This window comes from Streptococcus sp. UBA3373, from assembly GCF_002360305.1.
Classification (GTDB): Bacteria; Bacillota; Bacilli; order Lactobacillales; family Streptococcaceae; genus Streptococcus; species Streptococcus alactolyticus.
Genome location: NZ_DEQF01000031.1, coordinates 15926 through 29775, shown reverse-complemented (window position 1 = coordinate 29775; position 13850 = coordinate 15926). Strand labels below are relative to the sequence as shown.

At 41.9% G+C, this 13850-nt stretch carries 13 protein-coding genes; 12 read left to right on the top strand and 1 reads right to left on the bottom strand.

Annotated elements, in window-relative coordinates; translation table 11 throughout:
• Positions 1-130: 130 nt before the first annotated feature.
• The gene (locus B3R79_RS04580) at positions 131-859 is read left to right on the top strand and encodes a YebC/PmpR family DNA-binding transcriptional regulator (protein WP_293694009.1); all 729 of its coding nucleotides are present in this window, start codon (positions 131-133) and stop codon (positions 857-859) included.
• 80 nt (positions 860-939) lie between these two features.
• Here the strand turns inward: B3R79_RS04580 and queA are convergent, their stop codons facing one another.
• Positions 940-1968 carry a tRNA preQ1(34) S-adenosylmethionine ribosyltransferase-isomerase QueA gene (queA, locus tag B3R79_RS04575; RefSeq protein ID WP_204984752.1) on the bottom strand — a complete coding sequence of 343 codons (1029 nt, stop codon included), beginning with the start codon at positions 1966-1968 and terminating at the stop codon, positions 940-942.
• A 241-nt stretch (positions 1969-2209) separates the two neighbouring features.
• Here queA and B3R79_RS04570 point away from each other — a divergent pair, with 241 nt between their 5' ends.
• The 11 genes from B3R79_RS04570 to B3R79_RS04520 all read left to right on the top strand — a co-directional run bounded on the left by B3R79_RS04570 (position 2210) and on the right by B3R79_RS04520 (position 13838).
• Positions 2210-2710 carry a VIT1/CCC1 transporter family protein gene (locus B3R79_RS04570; protein WP_293694012.1) on the top strand — a complete coding sequence of 167 codons (501 nt, stop codon included), beginning with the start codon at positions 2210-2212 and terminating at the stop codon, positions 2708-2710.
• A gap of 138 nt (positions 2711-2848) precedes the next feature.
• Entirely contained in the window at positions 2849-3553 is a 705-nt protein-coding gene (gene nagB / locus B3R79_RS04565) for a glucosamine-6-phosphate deaminase (RefSeq protein WP_154454415.1), read from the top strand.
• Positions 3554-3599: 46 nt separating this feature from the next.
• On the top strand, positions 3600-4316 hold the full coding sequence (locus tag B3R79_RS04560) for a pseudouridine synthase (protein WP_293694007.1): 717 nt from the start codon (positions 3600-3602) through the stop codon (positions 4314-4316).
• 51 nt (positions 4317-4367) lie between these two features.
• Positions 4368-5327 carry a competence protein CoiA gene (locus B3R79_RS04555; protein ID WP_293694005.1) on the top strand — a complete coding sequence of 320 codons (960 nt, stop codon included), beginning with the start codon at positions 4368-4370 and terminating at the stop codon, positions 5325-5327.
• Position 5328: 1 nt separating this feature from the next.
• The gene (pepF, locus tag B3R79_RS04550; RefSeq protein WP_168260997.1) at positions 5329-7131 is read left to right on the top strand and encodes an oligoendopeptidase F; all 1803 of its coding nucleotides are present in this window, start codon (positions 5329-5331) and stop codon (positions 7129-7131) included.
• A gap of 80 nt (positions 7132-7211) precedes the next feature.
• On the top strand, positions 7212-7823 hold the full coding sequence (locus B3R79_RS04545; RefSeq protein WP_293694011.1) for an HAD-IA family hydrolase: 612 nt from the start codon (positions 7212-7214) through the stop codon (positions 7821-7823).
• A 53-nt stretch (positions 7824-7876) separates the two neighbouring features.
• A complete protein-coding gene (locus B3R79_RS04540; protein WP_154454411.1) occupies positions 7877-8578 on the top strand; it encodes an O-methyltransferase in 702 nt (233 codons plus the stop codon).
• A gap of 65 nt (positions 8579-8643) precedes the next feature.
• Positions 8644-9726 carry a peptidyl-prolyl cis-trans isomerase gene (locus B3R79_RS04535; RefSeq protein WP_293694002.1) on the top strand — a complete coding sequence of 361 codons (1083 nt, stop codon included), beginning with the start codon at positions 8644-8646 and terminating at the stop codon, positions 9724-9726.
• Between the two features lie 316 nt (positions 9727-10042).
• Entirely contained in the window at positions 10043-12661 is a 2619-nt protein-coding gene (alaS, locus tag B3R79_RS04530) for an alanine--tRNA ligase (RefSeq protein WP_293694001.1), read from the top strand.
• A gap of 55 nt (positions 12662-12716) precedes the next feature.
• Positions 12717-12905, top strand: coding sequence for a peptidase (locus B3R79_RS04525; RefSeq protein ID WP_154454408.1), 189 nt, complete (start codon positions 12717-12719; stop codon positions 12903-12905).
• A 150-nt stretch (positions 12906-13055) separates the two neighbouring features.
• Positions 13056-13838 (top strand): carbon-nitrogen family hydrolase, encoded by a 783-nt coding sequence (locus tag B3R79_RS04520; protein WP_235280805.1) that lies wholly within the window; start codon positions 13056-13058, stop codon positions 13836-13838.
• Positions 13839-13850: the final 12 nt, after the last annotated feature.

Sequence of the window (13850 nt, the reverse complement as noted above, 5' to 3'; positions counted from 1 at the left end):
TTCTGACTGGGTGTTACCCACTATAGAAATTATAGAGCCGAAAAAGCCATGTCAGGTTATGCTGATGTGGCTTTGTTTTTTATGTTCGTGGAATTTGTGATATAATACACAGACGTAAGGAGGATTTTGTATGTCTGGACATAACAAATGGAGCAAAATCAAAAACAAAAAAGGCGAAGCAGATGCTAAACGAGGGGCTGTTTTTAATAAATTGTCCCGTGAAATTTTTGTAGCAGCTAAAGCTGGTGGGGGCGATCCAGCCATGAATGCCAGCCTTCGCATGGTATTAGACAAGGCGCGTTCGGCGAATATGCCAAAAGATAACATCAATCGTGCCATTAAAAAGGCAACTGATGTTGGGGACACAACAAACTATGACGAGATTACTTATGAGGGCTATGGTCCTGGCGGTGTAGCGATTTTAGTACACACGTTAACAGACAACAAAAAACGTACGGATGCCAACCTACATACTATTTTTAGCCGCAATGGAGGTAATATGGGCTCAACAGGTTCAGTGGCTTATATGTTTGACCGCAAGGGGCATTTGGTAATCGAACGTGAAGGCTTAGATCTCAGTGAAGATGATATGCTGGGAATGATTTTAGAAGCTGGGGCTGATGATCTGAAAACAACAGATGACGTGTTTGAAATTTTGACAGAACCCAAAGCTTTTCCTGAAGTGAAAGAAGCCTTGCAAGCTCAAAACCTTACCTTTGCCCACGCCCAATTGAGCATGATTCCGCAAAACTATGTCAGTCTTGATGAAGAACAAGCAGCTATCTTGGAAAAACTCGTTGATAAATTAGAAGACGATGACGATGTTCAAGACGTTTACACCAACATGGCAGAGGATTAAGACAATAGCATAATACTCACCCCACACAAAAACTCCCTACCCACCAAGCTTTGCGCTTGTGGATAAGGAGTTTTTTCTTGTTATTTCACGAACATGGCATCGCCAAAACTAAAGAAACGGTAGTGTTGGTCAATGGCGTGTTGATAGGCTTCAAGCACAAATTCACGTCCTGCAAAGGCAGATACGAGCATTACGAGGGTTGATTTTGGCAAGTGGAAGTTGGTTGAAAAGGCATCAACAACCTTAAAGTCATAACCAGGTTTGATGAAAATGTTGGTCCAACCGCTATCTGCTTTAATCTCACCGTTAAATTTGGAACCGATGGTTTCAAGGGTGCGGATAGAAGTTGTTCCGACGGCTACCACGCGACCGCCAGCAGCCTTGACGTCGCGCAAGGTTTGAGCGGCTTTTTCAGAAAGGGTGTAAAATTCAGAATGCATTTCGTGTTTGTCAATATTATCCACAGAAACAGGGCGGAAAGTTCCCAAACCAACGTGGAGCGTTAGGTAAACCAATTTGACGCCTTTGGCCTCAATTTTTTCCAACAAATCTTGCGTAAAATGCAGTCCAGCTGTTGGTGCAGCTGCAGAGCCATTTTCCTTAGCATAGACAGTTTGGTAGCGCTCAGGGTCATCTAGCTTTTCATGGATATAAGGTGGCAAGGGCATTTCACCAAGACTTTCGAGCACTTCAAGGAAAATCCCATCGTAGTCAAATTCTACAATGCGTCCGCCATGGTCCAACTCTTCCTTGACCGTAGCAGTCAAACGCCCATCACCAAAGGACACTTTAGCCCCCACGCGCAAGCGTTTGGCAGGTTTAGCCAGCACTTCCCACTGGTCGCCTTGTGTATTTTTCAAAAGCAATAATTCCACGTGACCGTGCGTGTCAGGTTTTTCACCGTACAAGCGAGCAGGCAAAACACGTGTGTTGTTCATCACGAGGGCATCGCCAGGGTTCAATTCGTCCAAAATGTGGTCAAAATGCGTGTCTACCATGTCATGGGTTTTACGGTCAATAACCAACAATTTAGAGCTATCACGTTTTTCAAGAGGGGTTTGTGCAATCAATTCCTCAGGCAAATCAAAATCAAAATCTTTGATGTTCATGTTATTATCCTTAATTCTTATAGTTTATCAATTCTACATTATAACACGCAAATGCCTTGCCGTCATCTCACACTTCTCTATACTAGCTATAAAAAAGAGAATATCTCTCTTTTATTGTAACCATTCTAAAAAAGTGCTATAATAAAAGCGAAGTTTATTTAGAATTATTATAAATATTTTTTATGGTAAGGGACTTGATGTAAGCAGTCATCGTACCATAAACACGGGGGTGGTGATGAAATTGGCTATTAAGAATTATGCGAAGTCGATTGTCTATGGTGGGATGGATGGGATTGTAACCACGTTTGCCGTAGTAGCTGGTGCTGTCGGGGGTAACTTAGGAGTTGAATCTATCTTGATTTTAGGTTTTTCTAATCTCTTGGCAGATGGTTTCTCTATGGCAGCTGGGGATTATTTGAGTTCGACAACAGAAGAGTCTAACATCAAAGATAAGTCTATCAAGAATGCCTTAGCAACCTTTGCTTCTTTCATCATTTTTGGCTTGATTCCTTTATTATCTTACATTTTCATGGGAGTATCGACGGTCTTTAAAGCCCATACCTTCTTGTTGGCCTGCTTGTTTGTATCTTTTGCCCTCTTTTTGTTAGGTTTGGTTAAAGGCTTAATTACAGGTGAAAACAAGGTAAAAGAAATCTTCAGAACCTTGTTTATCGGTCTGGTGGCAGCTCTTTTTGCTTACTATGTCGGAGAAGTGCTTGGTCATATCGCAGGTACTATCTAGATTTTAAAAAGAAAATATCGAAGTTTGAGAGTTTGGCTCTCAGACTTTTTTTGTTTCAAAAATTTTCTTGACAAAGATTGGTATATACCATATAATAAAAATAGATAAACGGTCTATACCAAACAAGGAGGCGTTACAATGAAAATCATTCGTGTACAAAATCAAATAGAAGGCGGCCAAGTGGCATTCTCACTCTTAAAAGATGAAATGGCTAAAGGTGCTAAGACATTGGGCTTGGCAACAGGTAGCACGCCACTTGCTTTTTACGATGAGATCAGAAAGAGTGATCTTGATTTTTCAGACATGACCAGTGTCAATTTGGATGAGTATGTGGGCTTGGCGGCTGATAATGACCAAAGTTACCATTACTTCATGCAGGAAAATCTTTTCCGGGCCAAATCCTTTAAAGAAAGTTTCCTTCCAAACGGGTTGGCAAGTGATTTACAAGAAGAAACACGTCGTTATGATCAAGTGATTGCAGAACACCCTATCGATTTTCAAATTTTAGGGATTGGTCACAATGGGCATATTGGTTTTAATGAACCTGGAACGTCATTTGATGTGACGACACATGTTGTTAATTTGACAGAAGATACAATTAAAGCAAATAGCCGTTTCTTTGATAGCATTGACGATGTGCCAAAACAAGCCATTTCAATGGGAATTCAATCCATCATGCAATCTAAAATGATTGTCTTAATGGCTTATGGTCAAGGCAAAGCTGATGCTATTAAACAAATGATCGAAGGACCTGTGACAGAAGACTTACCAGCCAGCGTTCTTCAAAAACACCCTAACGTAGTGGTTATTGTGGACGAAGCTGCTGCCAGTGCATTGGATTAAGTTTATTTTTGGTAAGATCTTGCCTGAGTCATGGTACAATAGTCCTATGCGTTTAGATAAATTATTAGGACAGGCGGGCTTTGGCTCGCGAAATCAGGTGAAAAAATTGATCCGTAGCCGTCAGGTTTATGTGGACGGGCGTTTGGCTGAGTCGGATAATCTCAATGTCGAACCAAGTCTACAAGCCATTACGGTATCAGGTAAATCCGTGACCGCGTCATCTGAGAAGTATTTTCTCCTTCATAAGCCAACAGGAGTCGTTTCTGCGGTGTCGGATAAGGAACATCAGACGGTAATTGATTTGATAAAGCAAGGGGACCGCGTTTCTGGGCTTTATCCTGTTGGGCGTTTGGACCGCGACACAGAAGGCCTTCTCTTGATAACCAATAATGGTCCCTTGGGCTATCGCCTCCTGCACCCCAAGCATCATGTTACAAAGACTTATTATGTTGAAGTGAATGCCCTATTGGCGGAGGATGCTCCTGACTTTTTTGCAAATAGGGTAACTTTTGCGGACGGTACGGTTTGTAAGCCTGCTAGGCTTGAACTGATCATGACGAGTTTAGATAAAAGTTCGGCCTACATTACCATTTCCGAAGGTAAATTTCACCAAATTAAAAAGATGTTTTTGGCTTACGGTGTGAAGGTGATTTACCTGAAACGCCTAACTTTTGGCGATTTTCAATTAGGTGATTTGCCCAAGGGTCGCTACCGTGAATTGACAGTATCAGAAAAAGAAATCTTGAAAACCTATTTGGATTAGCCTCCAATGGTTTTCAGGATTTTTTCGAATAAAGCGGTAGGAGGTGTGTTTATGTTATCAGCACTCGATGAAAAGGGGCAATTGGTGTCGGTATTGGACGGCATTCCAGACAAACAAGCCTTTAGGTGCCCTGCCTGTTATGCTGCTTTGCATTTGAAAAATGGCATGGTTTTGCGCCCGCATTTTGCCCATGTGTCTTTGGAGCAATGCGACTTTTACCATGAAAATGAAAGTAGCGAACACTTGCAGTTGAAAGCAGCTCTCTACCGTGCTATTACGCGAACAGATGACGTCGTGGTAGAGCAAGTTCTGCCAGAGTTACAACAAGTAGCAGATGTCATGGTTAATGGTCATTTGGCCTTGGAAGTGCAATGTTCTCGCTTGTCGCAGAAGCGTTTGTTTGATCGCACGCGGGCTTATCAAGAGCACGGTTTTCAAGTGCTTTGGCTCTTGGGTAAAAAGTTGTGGTTGGGTGAACGCTTGTCTTCTTTGCAGCGGCACTTTTTGTATTTTTCACAAAACATGGGGTTTCATTTGTGGGAGCTGGATGCCACACAGGAAGTTATTCGGTTGCACTATTTGATTTATGAAGATTGGCATGGCAAGTTGCATTATAAGACTAGGACATGTGCGTTTTCAGATGATGTGATGGCTTTTTTGCGTTTGCCCTACCAAAGACAAGCCTTATCTTGTTACAGCGTCGAGCAAGACTCGCAGTTACTGACCTATATTCAAAGGCAATTGCTGGCGCGTCAGAGCAAATGGCTGCAAAGGCAGGAACAGGCCTATTTGAAAGGAACTAATTTGTTGAGCCTGCCCTTGTCTGCTTATTACCCCCAGGTTCGCCCCTTAACAGCGAAAGAAGGTTTTTGCCAGATTAGGCAGGATTTATCCGTCTTTTATGAGCAATTTAGCCGTTATTACCAAAATCAGTCGGAAAAAGAACGTCAATGGCTTTATCCACCAGCCTATTATGATAAAATGGTAGGTAAAGAGCAAAAAGGAGAATAAGATGTCAGATAATCGTCGTCATATTGATGAAAAATACCAATGGGATTTGCGTACCGTGTTTGCGACTGATGAAGCTTGGGAGCGAGAATTGGCAGCTATCGCGTCAGACTTGGATGAAGCCAAAAAATGTAAGGGACACTTGGTTGAATCTAGCCAAAATTTGCTAAGCATCACGGAGCAATATTTGGACTTGTCGCGCCGTTTGGAGAAGGTTTATGTGTATGCGTCAATGAAAAATGACCAAGACACAACAGTTGCAAAATACCAAGAATACCAAGCTAAAGCCACAGCCCTTTATGCCAAATTTAGCGAAGTTTTTGCCTTTTATGAGCCTGAGTTGTTGCAGTTGTCGCAGGCAACTTTTGCGGATTTTGTGGCAGAAACGCCAGCCTTATCAGCTTACGCGCATTTCTTCGAGCAATTGTTTAAACGTCAACCACACGTCCTATCACAAGCTGAGGAGGAATTGTTGGCTGGCGCTCAAGAAATTTTTGGGGCTGCGGGTGAAACCTTTGGTATTTTGGATAATGCCGATATGGTTTTCCCTATCGTTTCAGATGATGAAGGCAATCAAGTGCAGTTGACCCACGGCAATTTTATCAGTTTGTTGGAGTCTAAAAATCGTGAAGTTCGCAAAGAAGCTTACCAAGCCATGTATGCAACCTACGAACAATTCCAGCACACTTACGCGAAAACCTTGCAGACCAATGTCAAAGTGCACAACTATGATGCACGCGTTCACCATTTCCAATCAGCTCGTGAGGCAGCTCTTGCGGCTAATGATATTCCAGAATCGGTATATGATACCTTGGTGGAAACGGTCAATGATTACTTGCCACTGTTACACCGTTATGTCGCCTTGCGCAAAAAAATCCTCAAATTAGATGATTTGAAAATGTATGACTTGCATACGCCTCTTTCTGAAATGGACATGAGTTTTACTTATGAGGAGGCTTTGAAGAAGGCTGAGGAGGTTTTGGCTGTTTTTGGTGAAGATTACGCTGCGCGTGTACACCGTGCCTTCACGGAACGTTGGATTGATGTGCATGTTAATAAAGGCAAACGCTCAGGGGCTTATTCAGGTGGGTCTTATGACACCAATGCCTTCATGCTTTTGAACTGGCAAGACACCTTGGACAATCTCTTTACCCTCGTTCACGAAACAGGGCACAGTTTACATTCGACTTTCACACGCGAAAACCAACCTTATGTTTATGGGGATTACAGCATTTTCTTGGCGGAAATTGCATCAACAACCAATGAAAATATCCTGACAGAAACCTTGTTAAAAGAAGTGACAGACGACAAGGCACGTTTTGCCATTTTGAATCATTATTTGGATGGTTTTAAGGGCACTATTTTCCGTCAAACGCAGTTCGCTGAATTTGAGGACAGCATTCATAAGGCAGATCAAGCAGGTGACGTCTTGACAAGTGACTACCTCAACCAACTCTATGCGGAATTAAACGAGAAATACTATGGCCTTAGCAAAGAGGACAATCCTGAAATCCAATACGAATGGGCACGGATTCCGCATTTTTACTACAATTACTACGTTTACCAATACGCAACAGGTTTTGCGGCAGCAAGCTATTTAGCAGATAAAGTGGTGCATGGCACTCAGGCAGACATTGACCGTTATCTTGACTATCTCAAGGAAGGTAGTTCTGATTATCCACTGAATGTGATTGCTAAAGCAGGTGTGGACATGACCAGTCGTGATTACCTTGATGCTGCCTTCAAGATTTTTGAAAAACGTTTGAATGAATTGGAAGCCTTGGTTGAAAAAGGGGCACATCTCTAAAAAGAGTTATGAGGTTGGCTTAGGCTAACCTCGTTTTGTGTTATAATAAAAGCAATTTGTGAAGAGATTGGATAATGAACGTGACAGCATTGATTTGGGATTTTGACGGCACCTTGGTGGATTCTTACGAGGCAATTGGTGAAGCTTTGCAGGCGACTTATGCCCATTATGGCTTGGATTTTGATGAAGAATGGGTGATGGCATTTATCATCAAAGAATCCGTCAAGGCCCTGCTCTATCAAGTGGCAAAAGAGCACCATCTGGATTTTGCGGCCTTGTCAGCTTTTTTCAAAAAAGAGCAGGAGGCGCGTGACGATAAGATTAAATCTATGCCACATTTGGTGGAGGTTTTGGCTGCTACTAAGGCAAAAGGAATCAACCATTTTGTCTATACGCATAAGGGCATTACGGTAAATGATGTCTTGGAACGTTTTGGGGTCCGTCAATACATCATCGAAGTGGTGACTTCTGCCAATGGCTTTGCTAGAAAACCTAGTCCAGAAGTCATTGATTATGTGATAGACAAGTACCATTTGGATAAGGCAAGAACTTATTATGTTGGCGACCGTCGTTTAGACGTTGAGGCTGCAGAAAACGCAGGTATTCCATCTCTTAACCTTGGGCAACCGTTTTCAGCCAATAACCAGCATATCGAGGATTTATCAGATATTATTCGTTTGTTTGAAGTATAAAAATCGAGGTAAATCTATTCACATCGGCCGCGTTTTGCTATATAATAACAGTTATGGTTAAATCATATTCAAAAACAGCAAATCACAATATGCGCCGTCCTGTGGTGAAAGAGGACGTTGTGCGTTATATGCGCAATCAACAAAAGCCAAATGAGGGCTATCTCGCAGAACTGGCCGATTTTGCACATCGCGAAAATATTCCTATTATTCAGCACGAAGTTGTGGCTTATTTCCGTTTTTTGATGCAGACCTTGCAGCCCAAAAATATTTTGGAAATCGGAACGGCTATCGGTTTTTCAACGCTTTTGATGGCTGAAAATGCGCCAGGCGCTAAGATTACGACGTTGGACCGTAATCCTGAGATGATTGCCTTTGCTAAGGACAATTTTGCCAAATACGACACACGTCATCAAATCACCTTGGTTGAGGGCGATGCCGTAGATACCTTGTCAAGCATTGAGGGAGAATTTGACTTTGTCTTTATGGATTCTGCCAAGTCAAAATACATTGTCTTTTTACCAGAAGTTTTGGAACACTTGAAAGTCGGTGGGGTTGTTGTCTTTGATGATGTGTTCCAAGGCGGTGACATTGTCAAGCCAATTGAAGAGGTTCGCCGTGGACAACGTACTATTTACCGCGGCTTGCAGCGTTTGTTTGACGCGACATTGGACAATCCAGATTTGACGGCTACGCTTGTCCCACTGAGCGATGGCTTGTTGATGATTCGCAAAAATGCAGAAGATGTCACGCTATAGATTAAGCAAGATTTAAGATATTATGATATACTGATAGAGTTAACGACAAATTAAGGAGTTTAGTAATGGCTAATAATGAAAATTCAGGGTTCAAGAAAGTGATTCAAAGCACAGCTTTCAAAGGGATTTCAATTGCGGTAGCGTCAGCGTTAATCGGTGCTGGTATTACTTACCTTGCAACAAATAATAACTCAGAAAATAAAGCATTGGTTACTATGAAAGGCGATACTATTACTGTATCTGATTTTTACAATGCTGCAAAAGATAGCTCGTCTTCAAAACAAACTATGTTGAACTTGATTTTGTCACGCGTGTTCGAAGAACAATACGGTGATAAAGTATCAAGTGAAGATGTGGATAAAGCTTACGACAAAACAGCAGAGTCATACGGTTCATCATTCTCCAGTGCATTGGCTAATGCTGGTTTGACTGCCGACACTTACAAACAACAAATCCGCACATCAATGCTTGTGGAATATGCTGTTAAACAAGCGGCTAAGAAAGAATTGACTACTAAAAACTACGAAAAAGCTTACAAAGACTACCAACCAGACACAACAGCTGTTGTGATTGCTTTGGATGATGAAGAAAAAGCTAATTCTGTTCATGACCAAGCAACAGCTGACGGTGCTGATTTTGATACTATCGCAAAAGATAACACAACTGCGAAGAAAACAGAATACACATTCAATTCAGCAAGCACTGATTTGCCAGAAAGCGTTATGGAAGCTGCCTTTAACCAAGACGAAGGTTCTGTTTCTGATGTAATTAAAGTTATGGATACCTCAACTTATTCATACAAATACTACATCGTTAAAACAACTAAGAAAACAGAAAAAGATTCAAACTGGAAGACTTATAAGAAAGAGTTGAAGAAAATCATTATGGCACAATACCAAAATGATACAAACTTCCAAAACCAAGTGATTGCAGATACACTTGAAAAAGCTAACGTTAAGATTAAAGACAACAGCTTTGCAAGCATCTTATCACAATATGCTACAAGCTCATCATCAAGCTCTTCTAAATCATCAAGCTCATCAGACAGTTCTTCAGAGTCTAGCTCATCTGAATCTGAATCAAGTTCATCTGAAGCAACATCAGCAAGCGAAGAAGCGTCAACAACTGAGTCAAGCTCTAATGAGTAACAAACTTGACCAGACGTTAAAATTACAGTACAATTAAGGGGATTGAGAATCGTTTTATCTTTCGGATACAGAAAAGTGGTGGCTGCTGCGAACCATGGAAGAGGGTAAATCGTGCTACTCGATTGCCGTTAGGTTATCAAGTCTGAATTGTCTTGAGATAGCCTACTAAACAATTAAAAACGTAAATGAAGAATGACAAGTTCATTGAATAGAGGTGGTACCGCGGCTAGTGTCGCCCTCTGGATATGGCTTGTCGTTTTTTTGTGAGCATGTGCAAACGTCACATGCCATCAAATAGAGATAAAGGATACACGTAATGAAACAATTAACTAGTGCACAAGTGCGTCAAATGTGGTTGGATTTTTGGAAATCAAAAGGTCACTCAGTAGAACCATCAGCTAACTTGGTTCCTGTTAATGACCCAACCTTGTTATGGATTAACTCAGGTGTGGCAACACTGAAAAAATACTTTGACGGTACAGTTGTCCCAGAAAACCCACGTATTACCAATGCCCAAAAAGCTATTCGTACAAATGATATTGAAAATGTTGGTAAGACAGCCCGTCACCATACGATGTTTGAAATGTTGGGGAATTTCTCTGTGGGGGATTACTTCCGTGATGAAGCCATCACTTGGGGATTTGAATTGTTGACAAGTCCTGAGTGGTTTGATTTCCCACAAGACAAACTTTACATGACTTACTACCCAGATGATAAAGACACTTACAATCGTTGGATTTCTCTTGGTGTTGAGCCAAGTCACTTGATTCCAATTGAAGATAACTTCTGGGAGATTGGTGCTGGACCTTCAGGACCAGATACCGAAATCTTCTTTGACCGTGGGGAAGACTTTGACCCTGACCACCTTGGTATCAAATTATTGGCTGAAGACATTGAAAACGACCGCTACATCGAAATTTGGAACATCGTTTTGTCACAATTCAACGCTGATCCTGCTGTTCCGCGTTCAGAATACAAGGAATTGCCGCATAAAAACATTGATACGGGTGCTGGTTTGGAACGTTTGGTTGCAGTTATGCAAGGGGCTAAAACAAACTTTGAAACAGACCTCTTTATGCCAATCATTCGTGACATTGAAAAATTATCTGGTAAAACCTACGATCCAGATGGCGACAACATGAGCTTCAAAGTCATTGCTGACCATATCCGTTCGCTTTCATTTGCCATCGGTGATGGTGCTCTTCCTGGTAACGAAGGCCGTGGTTACGTGCTTCGTCGCTTGCTTCGTCGTGCTGTTATGCATGGTCGTCGCTTGGGCATCAACAAACCATTCTTGTACCAATTGGTTCCAACCGTTGGTCAAATCATGGAATCTTATTACCCAGAAATCCTTGAAAAACAAGATTTCATTGAAAAAATCGTTAAACGCGAAGAAGAAACCTTTGCTCGTACCATTGATGCTGGTTCAAATATGCTAGATGGATTGTTGGCTGAATTGAAAGCAGAAGGCAAAGATACCGTTGACGGAAAAGACATCTTCAAATTGTATGATACTTACGGTTTCCCAGTTGAATTGACAGAAGAATTGGCAGAGGACCAAGGTTTCAAGATTGACCATGCTGGTTTTGAAGCTGCCATGAAAGAACAACAAGAACGTGCTCGTGCTAGCGTGGTTAAAGGTGGTTCAATGGCTATGCAAAACGAAACCCTTTCAAGCATTACAGAACCTTCTGTCTTTAGCTATGAAGACGAAGTGCTTGATGCGAGCTTGTCTGTTATCATTGCGGACAACGAACGTACAGAAGCGGTTTCTGAAGGTCAAGCCCTTCTTGTCTTTGACCAAACACCGTTCTACGCTGAAATGGGTGGACAAGTAGCTGACCACGGGGTTATTAAAAATGATAAAGGCGACATTGTGGCGCGTGTGACGGATGTGCAAAAAGCACCAAACGGTCAACCTCTTCATACGGTTGATGTTTTGGCAAGCTTGTCTGTTGGCACAACTTACACGCTTGAAATCGACAGCAAACGCCGTCACCGTGTGATTAAAAACCACACTGCTACTCACTTGCTTCACGCAGCCCTTCACAATATCATCGGCGACCATGCTACCCAAGCAGGTTCATTGAATGAAGAAAGCTTCTTGCGTTTTGACTTCACTCACTTTGAAGCCGTAACGCCTGAAGAATTGCGTCGTATCGAAGAAGAAGTTAACCAACAAATTTGGAATGCTATTCCTGTTAAAACCATTGAAACAGATATTGATACGGCTAAATCAATGGGTGCTATGGCTCTATTTGGTGAAAAATACGGTAAAAATGTTCGTGTGGTAACCATCGGTGATTACTCAATCGAGCTTTGCGGTGGAACACACGTGTCAAACACTTCTGAAATTGGTATCTTCAAGATTGTGAAAGAAGAAGGAATTGGTTCAGGAACACGTCGTATTATTGCCGTGACTAGCCAAGAAGCCTTTGAAGCTTACCGTCAAGAAGAAGAAGACCTTAAAGTTATTGCTGCAACTTTGAAAGTTCCTCAATTGAAAGAAGTGACTAACAAAGTAGCAAGCTTGCAAGAACAATTGCACCAATTGCAAAAAGAAAATGCAGAATTGAAAGAAAAAGCTGCAGCTGCCCAAGCTGGTGATGTCTTTAAAGACGTCAAAGAAGCTAACGGCGTTCGCTACATTGCAAGTCAAGTAACGGTTTCTGACGCTGGTGCCCTTCGTACTTTTGCAGACAACTGGAAACAAAAAGATTACTCTGACGTGCTTGTATTGGCCGCAGCTATTGGCGAAAAAGTCAATGTCCTTGTGGCAAGCAAATCAAAAGACGTTCATGCGGGTAACTTGATTAAAGCTTTGGCACCAATTGTTTCTGGTCGTGGTGGTGGTAAACCAGACATGGCTATGGCAGGTGGTTCTGACGCTGCTAAGATTGCAGACCTTCTTGCAGCAGTTGCTGAAAACGTGTAACAAACCGCATCAGTTAGGCAGCAGCTTAGCAGATTAAGGAGTTGTTTTAAAGTAGATGACACCCAAAAATAGACTTTTAAAAATGGCTATTGCCTTTATCGGCTTGACCTTGCTTATTTTGATCTATATGGCTATCAAAGAGGCGGTAAGCGGACATCTTAATATGGTTTATCTTATTGCAATCCTAGCTGAAGGGAGTTTATTGAGTAGTTTTGTCAGGCTATTAAAGGAAAAGTCCAAATAATCATGAGGAGTTCCAATTGGGAACTCCTTTTTGGTTATAGTTTTTAACTATCGATTGCTTTTGAAATAACTATTTTACGATGTGAGGCGATGTTGCTATAATAGGCACTAAGATTTTAGAAGATTATTGTCATATAGAATCGAGGATACAATGAAAGTAGCACTTATTCAGATGGCTATTCGTGAAGGACAGCCTAAGCAAAATACAAAAACCGTATTGGCATTATTGGAAAAAGCGGTGCTGGATGAACCTGATGTGATTGTTCTGCCTGAAATGTGGAACACAGGTTATGCTTTGAGCCAGCTTGCTGATTTGGCAGATGACAATGGTGAAAGGACCAAAACTCTTTTGCGGGCCTTTGCCAAGAAACACCATGTAAATATCGTGGCAGGTTCGGTAGCAACCAAGAAAAAAGATAGCTTTTTTAACACGACTTATGTTTTTGATCGGACGGGACAGGTCATTGTGGACTATGATAAAATTCATTTGTTTGGTCTGATGGGAGAGGACCAATTTTTGCAAGCAGGGCACCAGCCAAGTACTTTTGTTTTGGATGGCATTCAGGCGGCTAGTGTCATTTGTTATGACATTCGGTTTCCAGAATGGATTCGGACGCTCATGTCTGGTGGTGCCAAAGTTCTGTTTGTGGTGGCTGAGTGGCCGACAGAACGCGTGGCGCAGTGGGAAATCTTATTGCGGGCGCGTGCGGTTGAAAATCAGGCCTTTGTTGTCGCTGTGAATCGGGTTGGCAAAGGAGATTTGGATAGCTTTTCAGGACACTCCTTGGTTATCAATCCTTTAGGAGAAGTGATTTTACAAGTGCCAGATAACCAAGAAGGTGTTTTTTCCACTTGTTTGGATTGGTCAGAAGTGGAAAAAGTACGCGGGCAAATACCTGTTTTTGCGGATCGAAAACCCCAGTTGTATCATTAAGGAGGCGTGCAG

Bases quoted from the DNA above. Each gene is read 5' to 3' on its own strand.
- B3R79_RS04535 (WP_293694002.1), top strand. From the start codon at position 8,644: ATGGCTAATAATGAAAATTCAGGGTTCAAGAAAGTGATTCAAAGCACA.
- B3R79_RS04580 (WP_293694009.1), top strand. From the start codon at position 131: ATGTCTGGACATAACAAATGGAGCAAAATCAAAAACAAAAAAGGCGAA.
- nagB (WP_154454415.1), top strand. From the start codon at position 2,849: ATGAAAATCATTCGTGTACAAAATCAAATAGAAGGCGGCCAAGTGGCA.
- pepF (WP_168260997.1), top strand. From the start codon at position 5,329: ATGTCAGATAATCGTCGTCATATTGATGAAAAATACCAATGGGATTTG.
- B3R79_RS04555 (WP_293694005.1), top strand. From the start codon at position 4,368: ATGTTATCAGCACTCGATGAAAAGGGGCAATTGGTGTCGGTATTGGAC.
- B3R79_RS04560 (WP_293694007.1), top strand. From the start codon at position 3,600: ATGCGTTTAGATAAATTATTAGGACAGGCGGGCTTTGGCTCGCGAAAT.
- B3R79_RS04525 (WP_154454408.1), top strand. From the start codon at position 12,717: ATGACACCCAAAAATAGACTTTTAAAAATGGCTATTGCCTTTATCGGC.
- B3R79_RS04520 (WP_235280805.1), top strand. From the start codon at position 13,056: ATGAAAGTAGCACTTATTCAGATGGCTATTCGTGAAGGACAGCCTAAG.
- queA (WP_204984752.1), bottom strand. From the start codon at position 1,968: ATGAACATCAAAGATTTTGATTTTGATTTGCCTGAGGAATTGATTGCA.
- B3R79_RS04540 (WP_154454411.1), top strand. From the start codon at position 7,877: ATGGTTAAATCATATTCAAAAACAGCAAATCACAATATGCGCCGTCCT.
- alaS (WP_293694001.1), top strand. From the start codon at position 10,043: ATGAAACAATTAACTAGTGCACAAGTGCGTCAAATGTGGTTGGATTTT.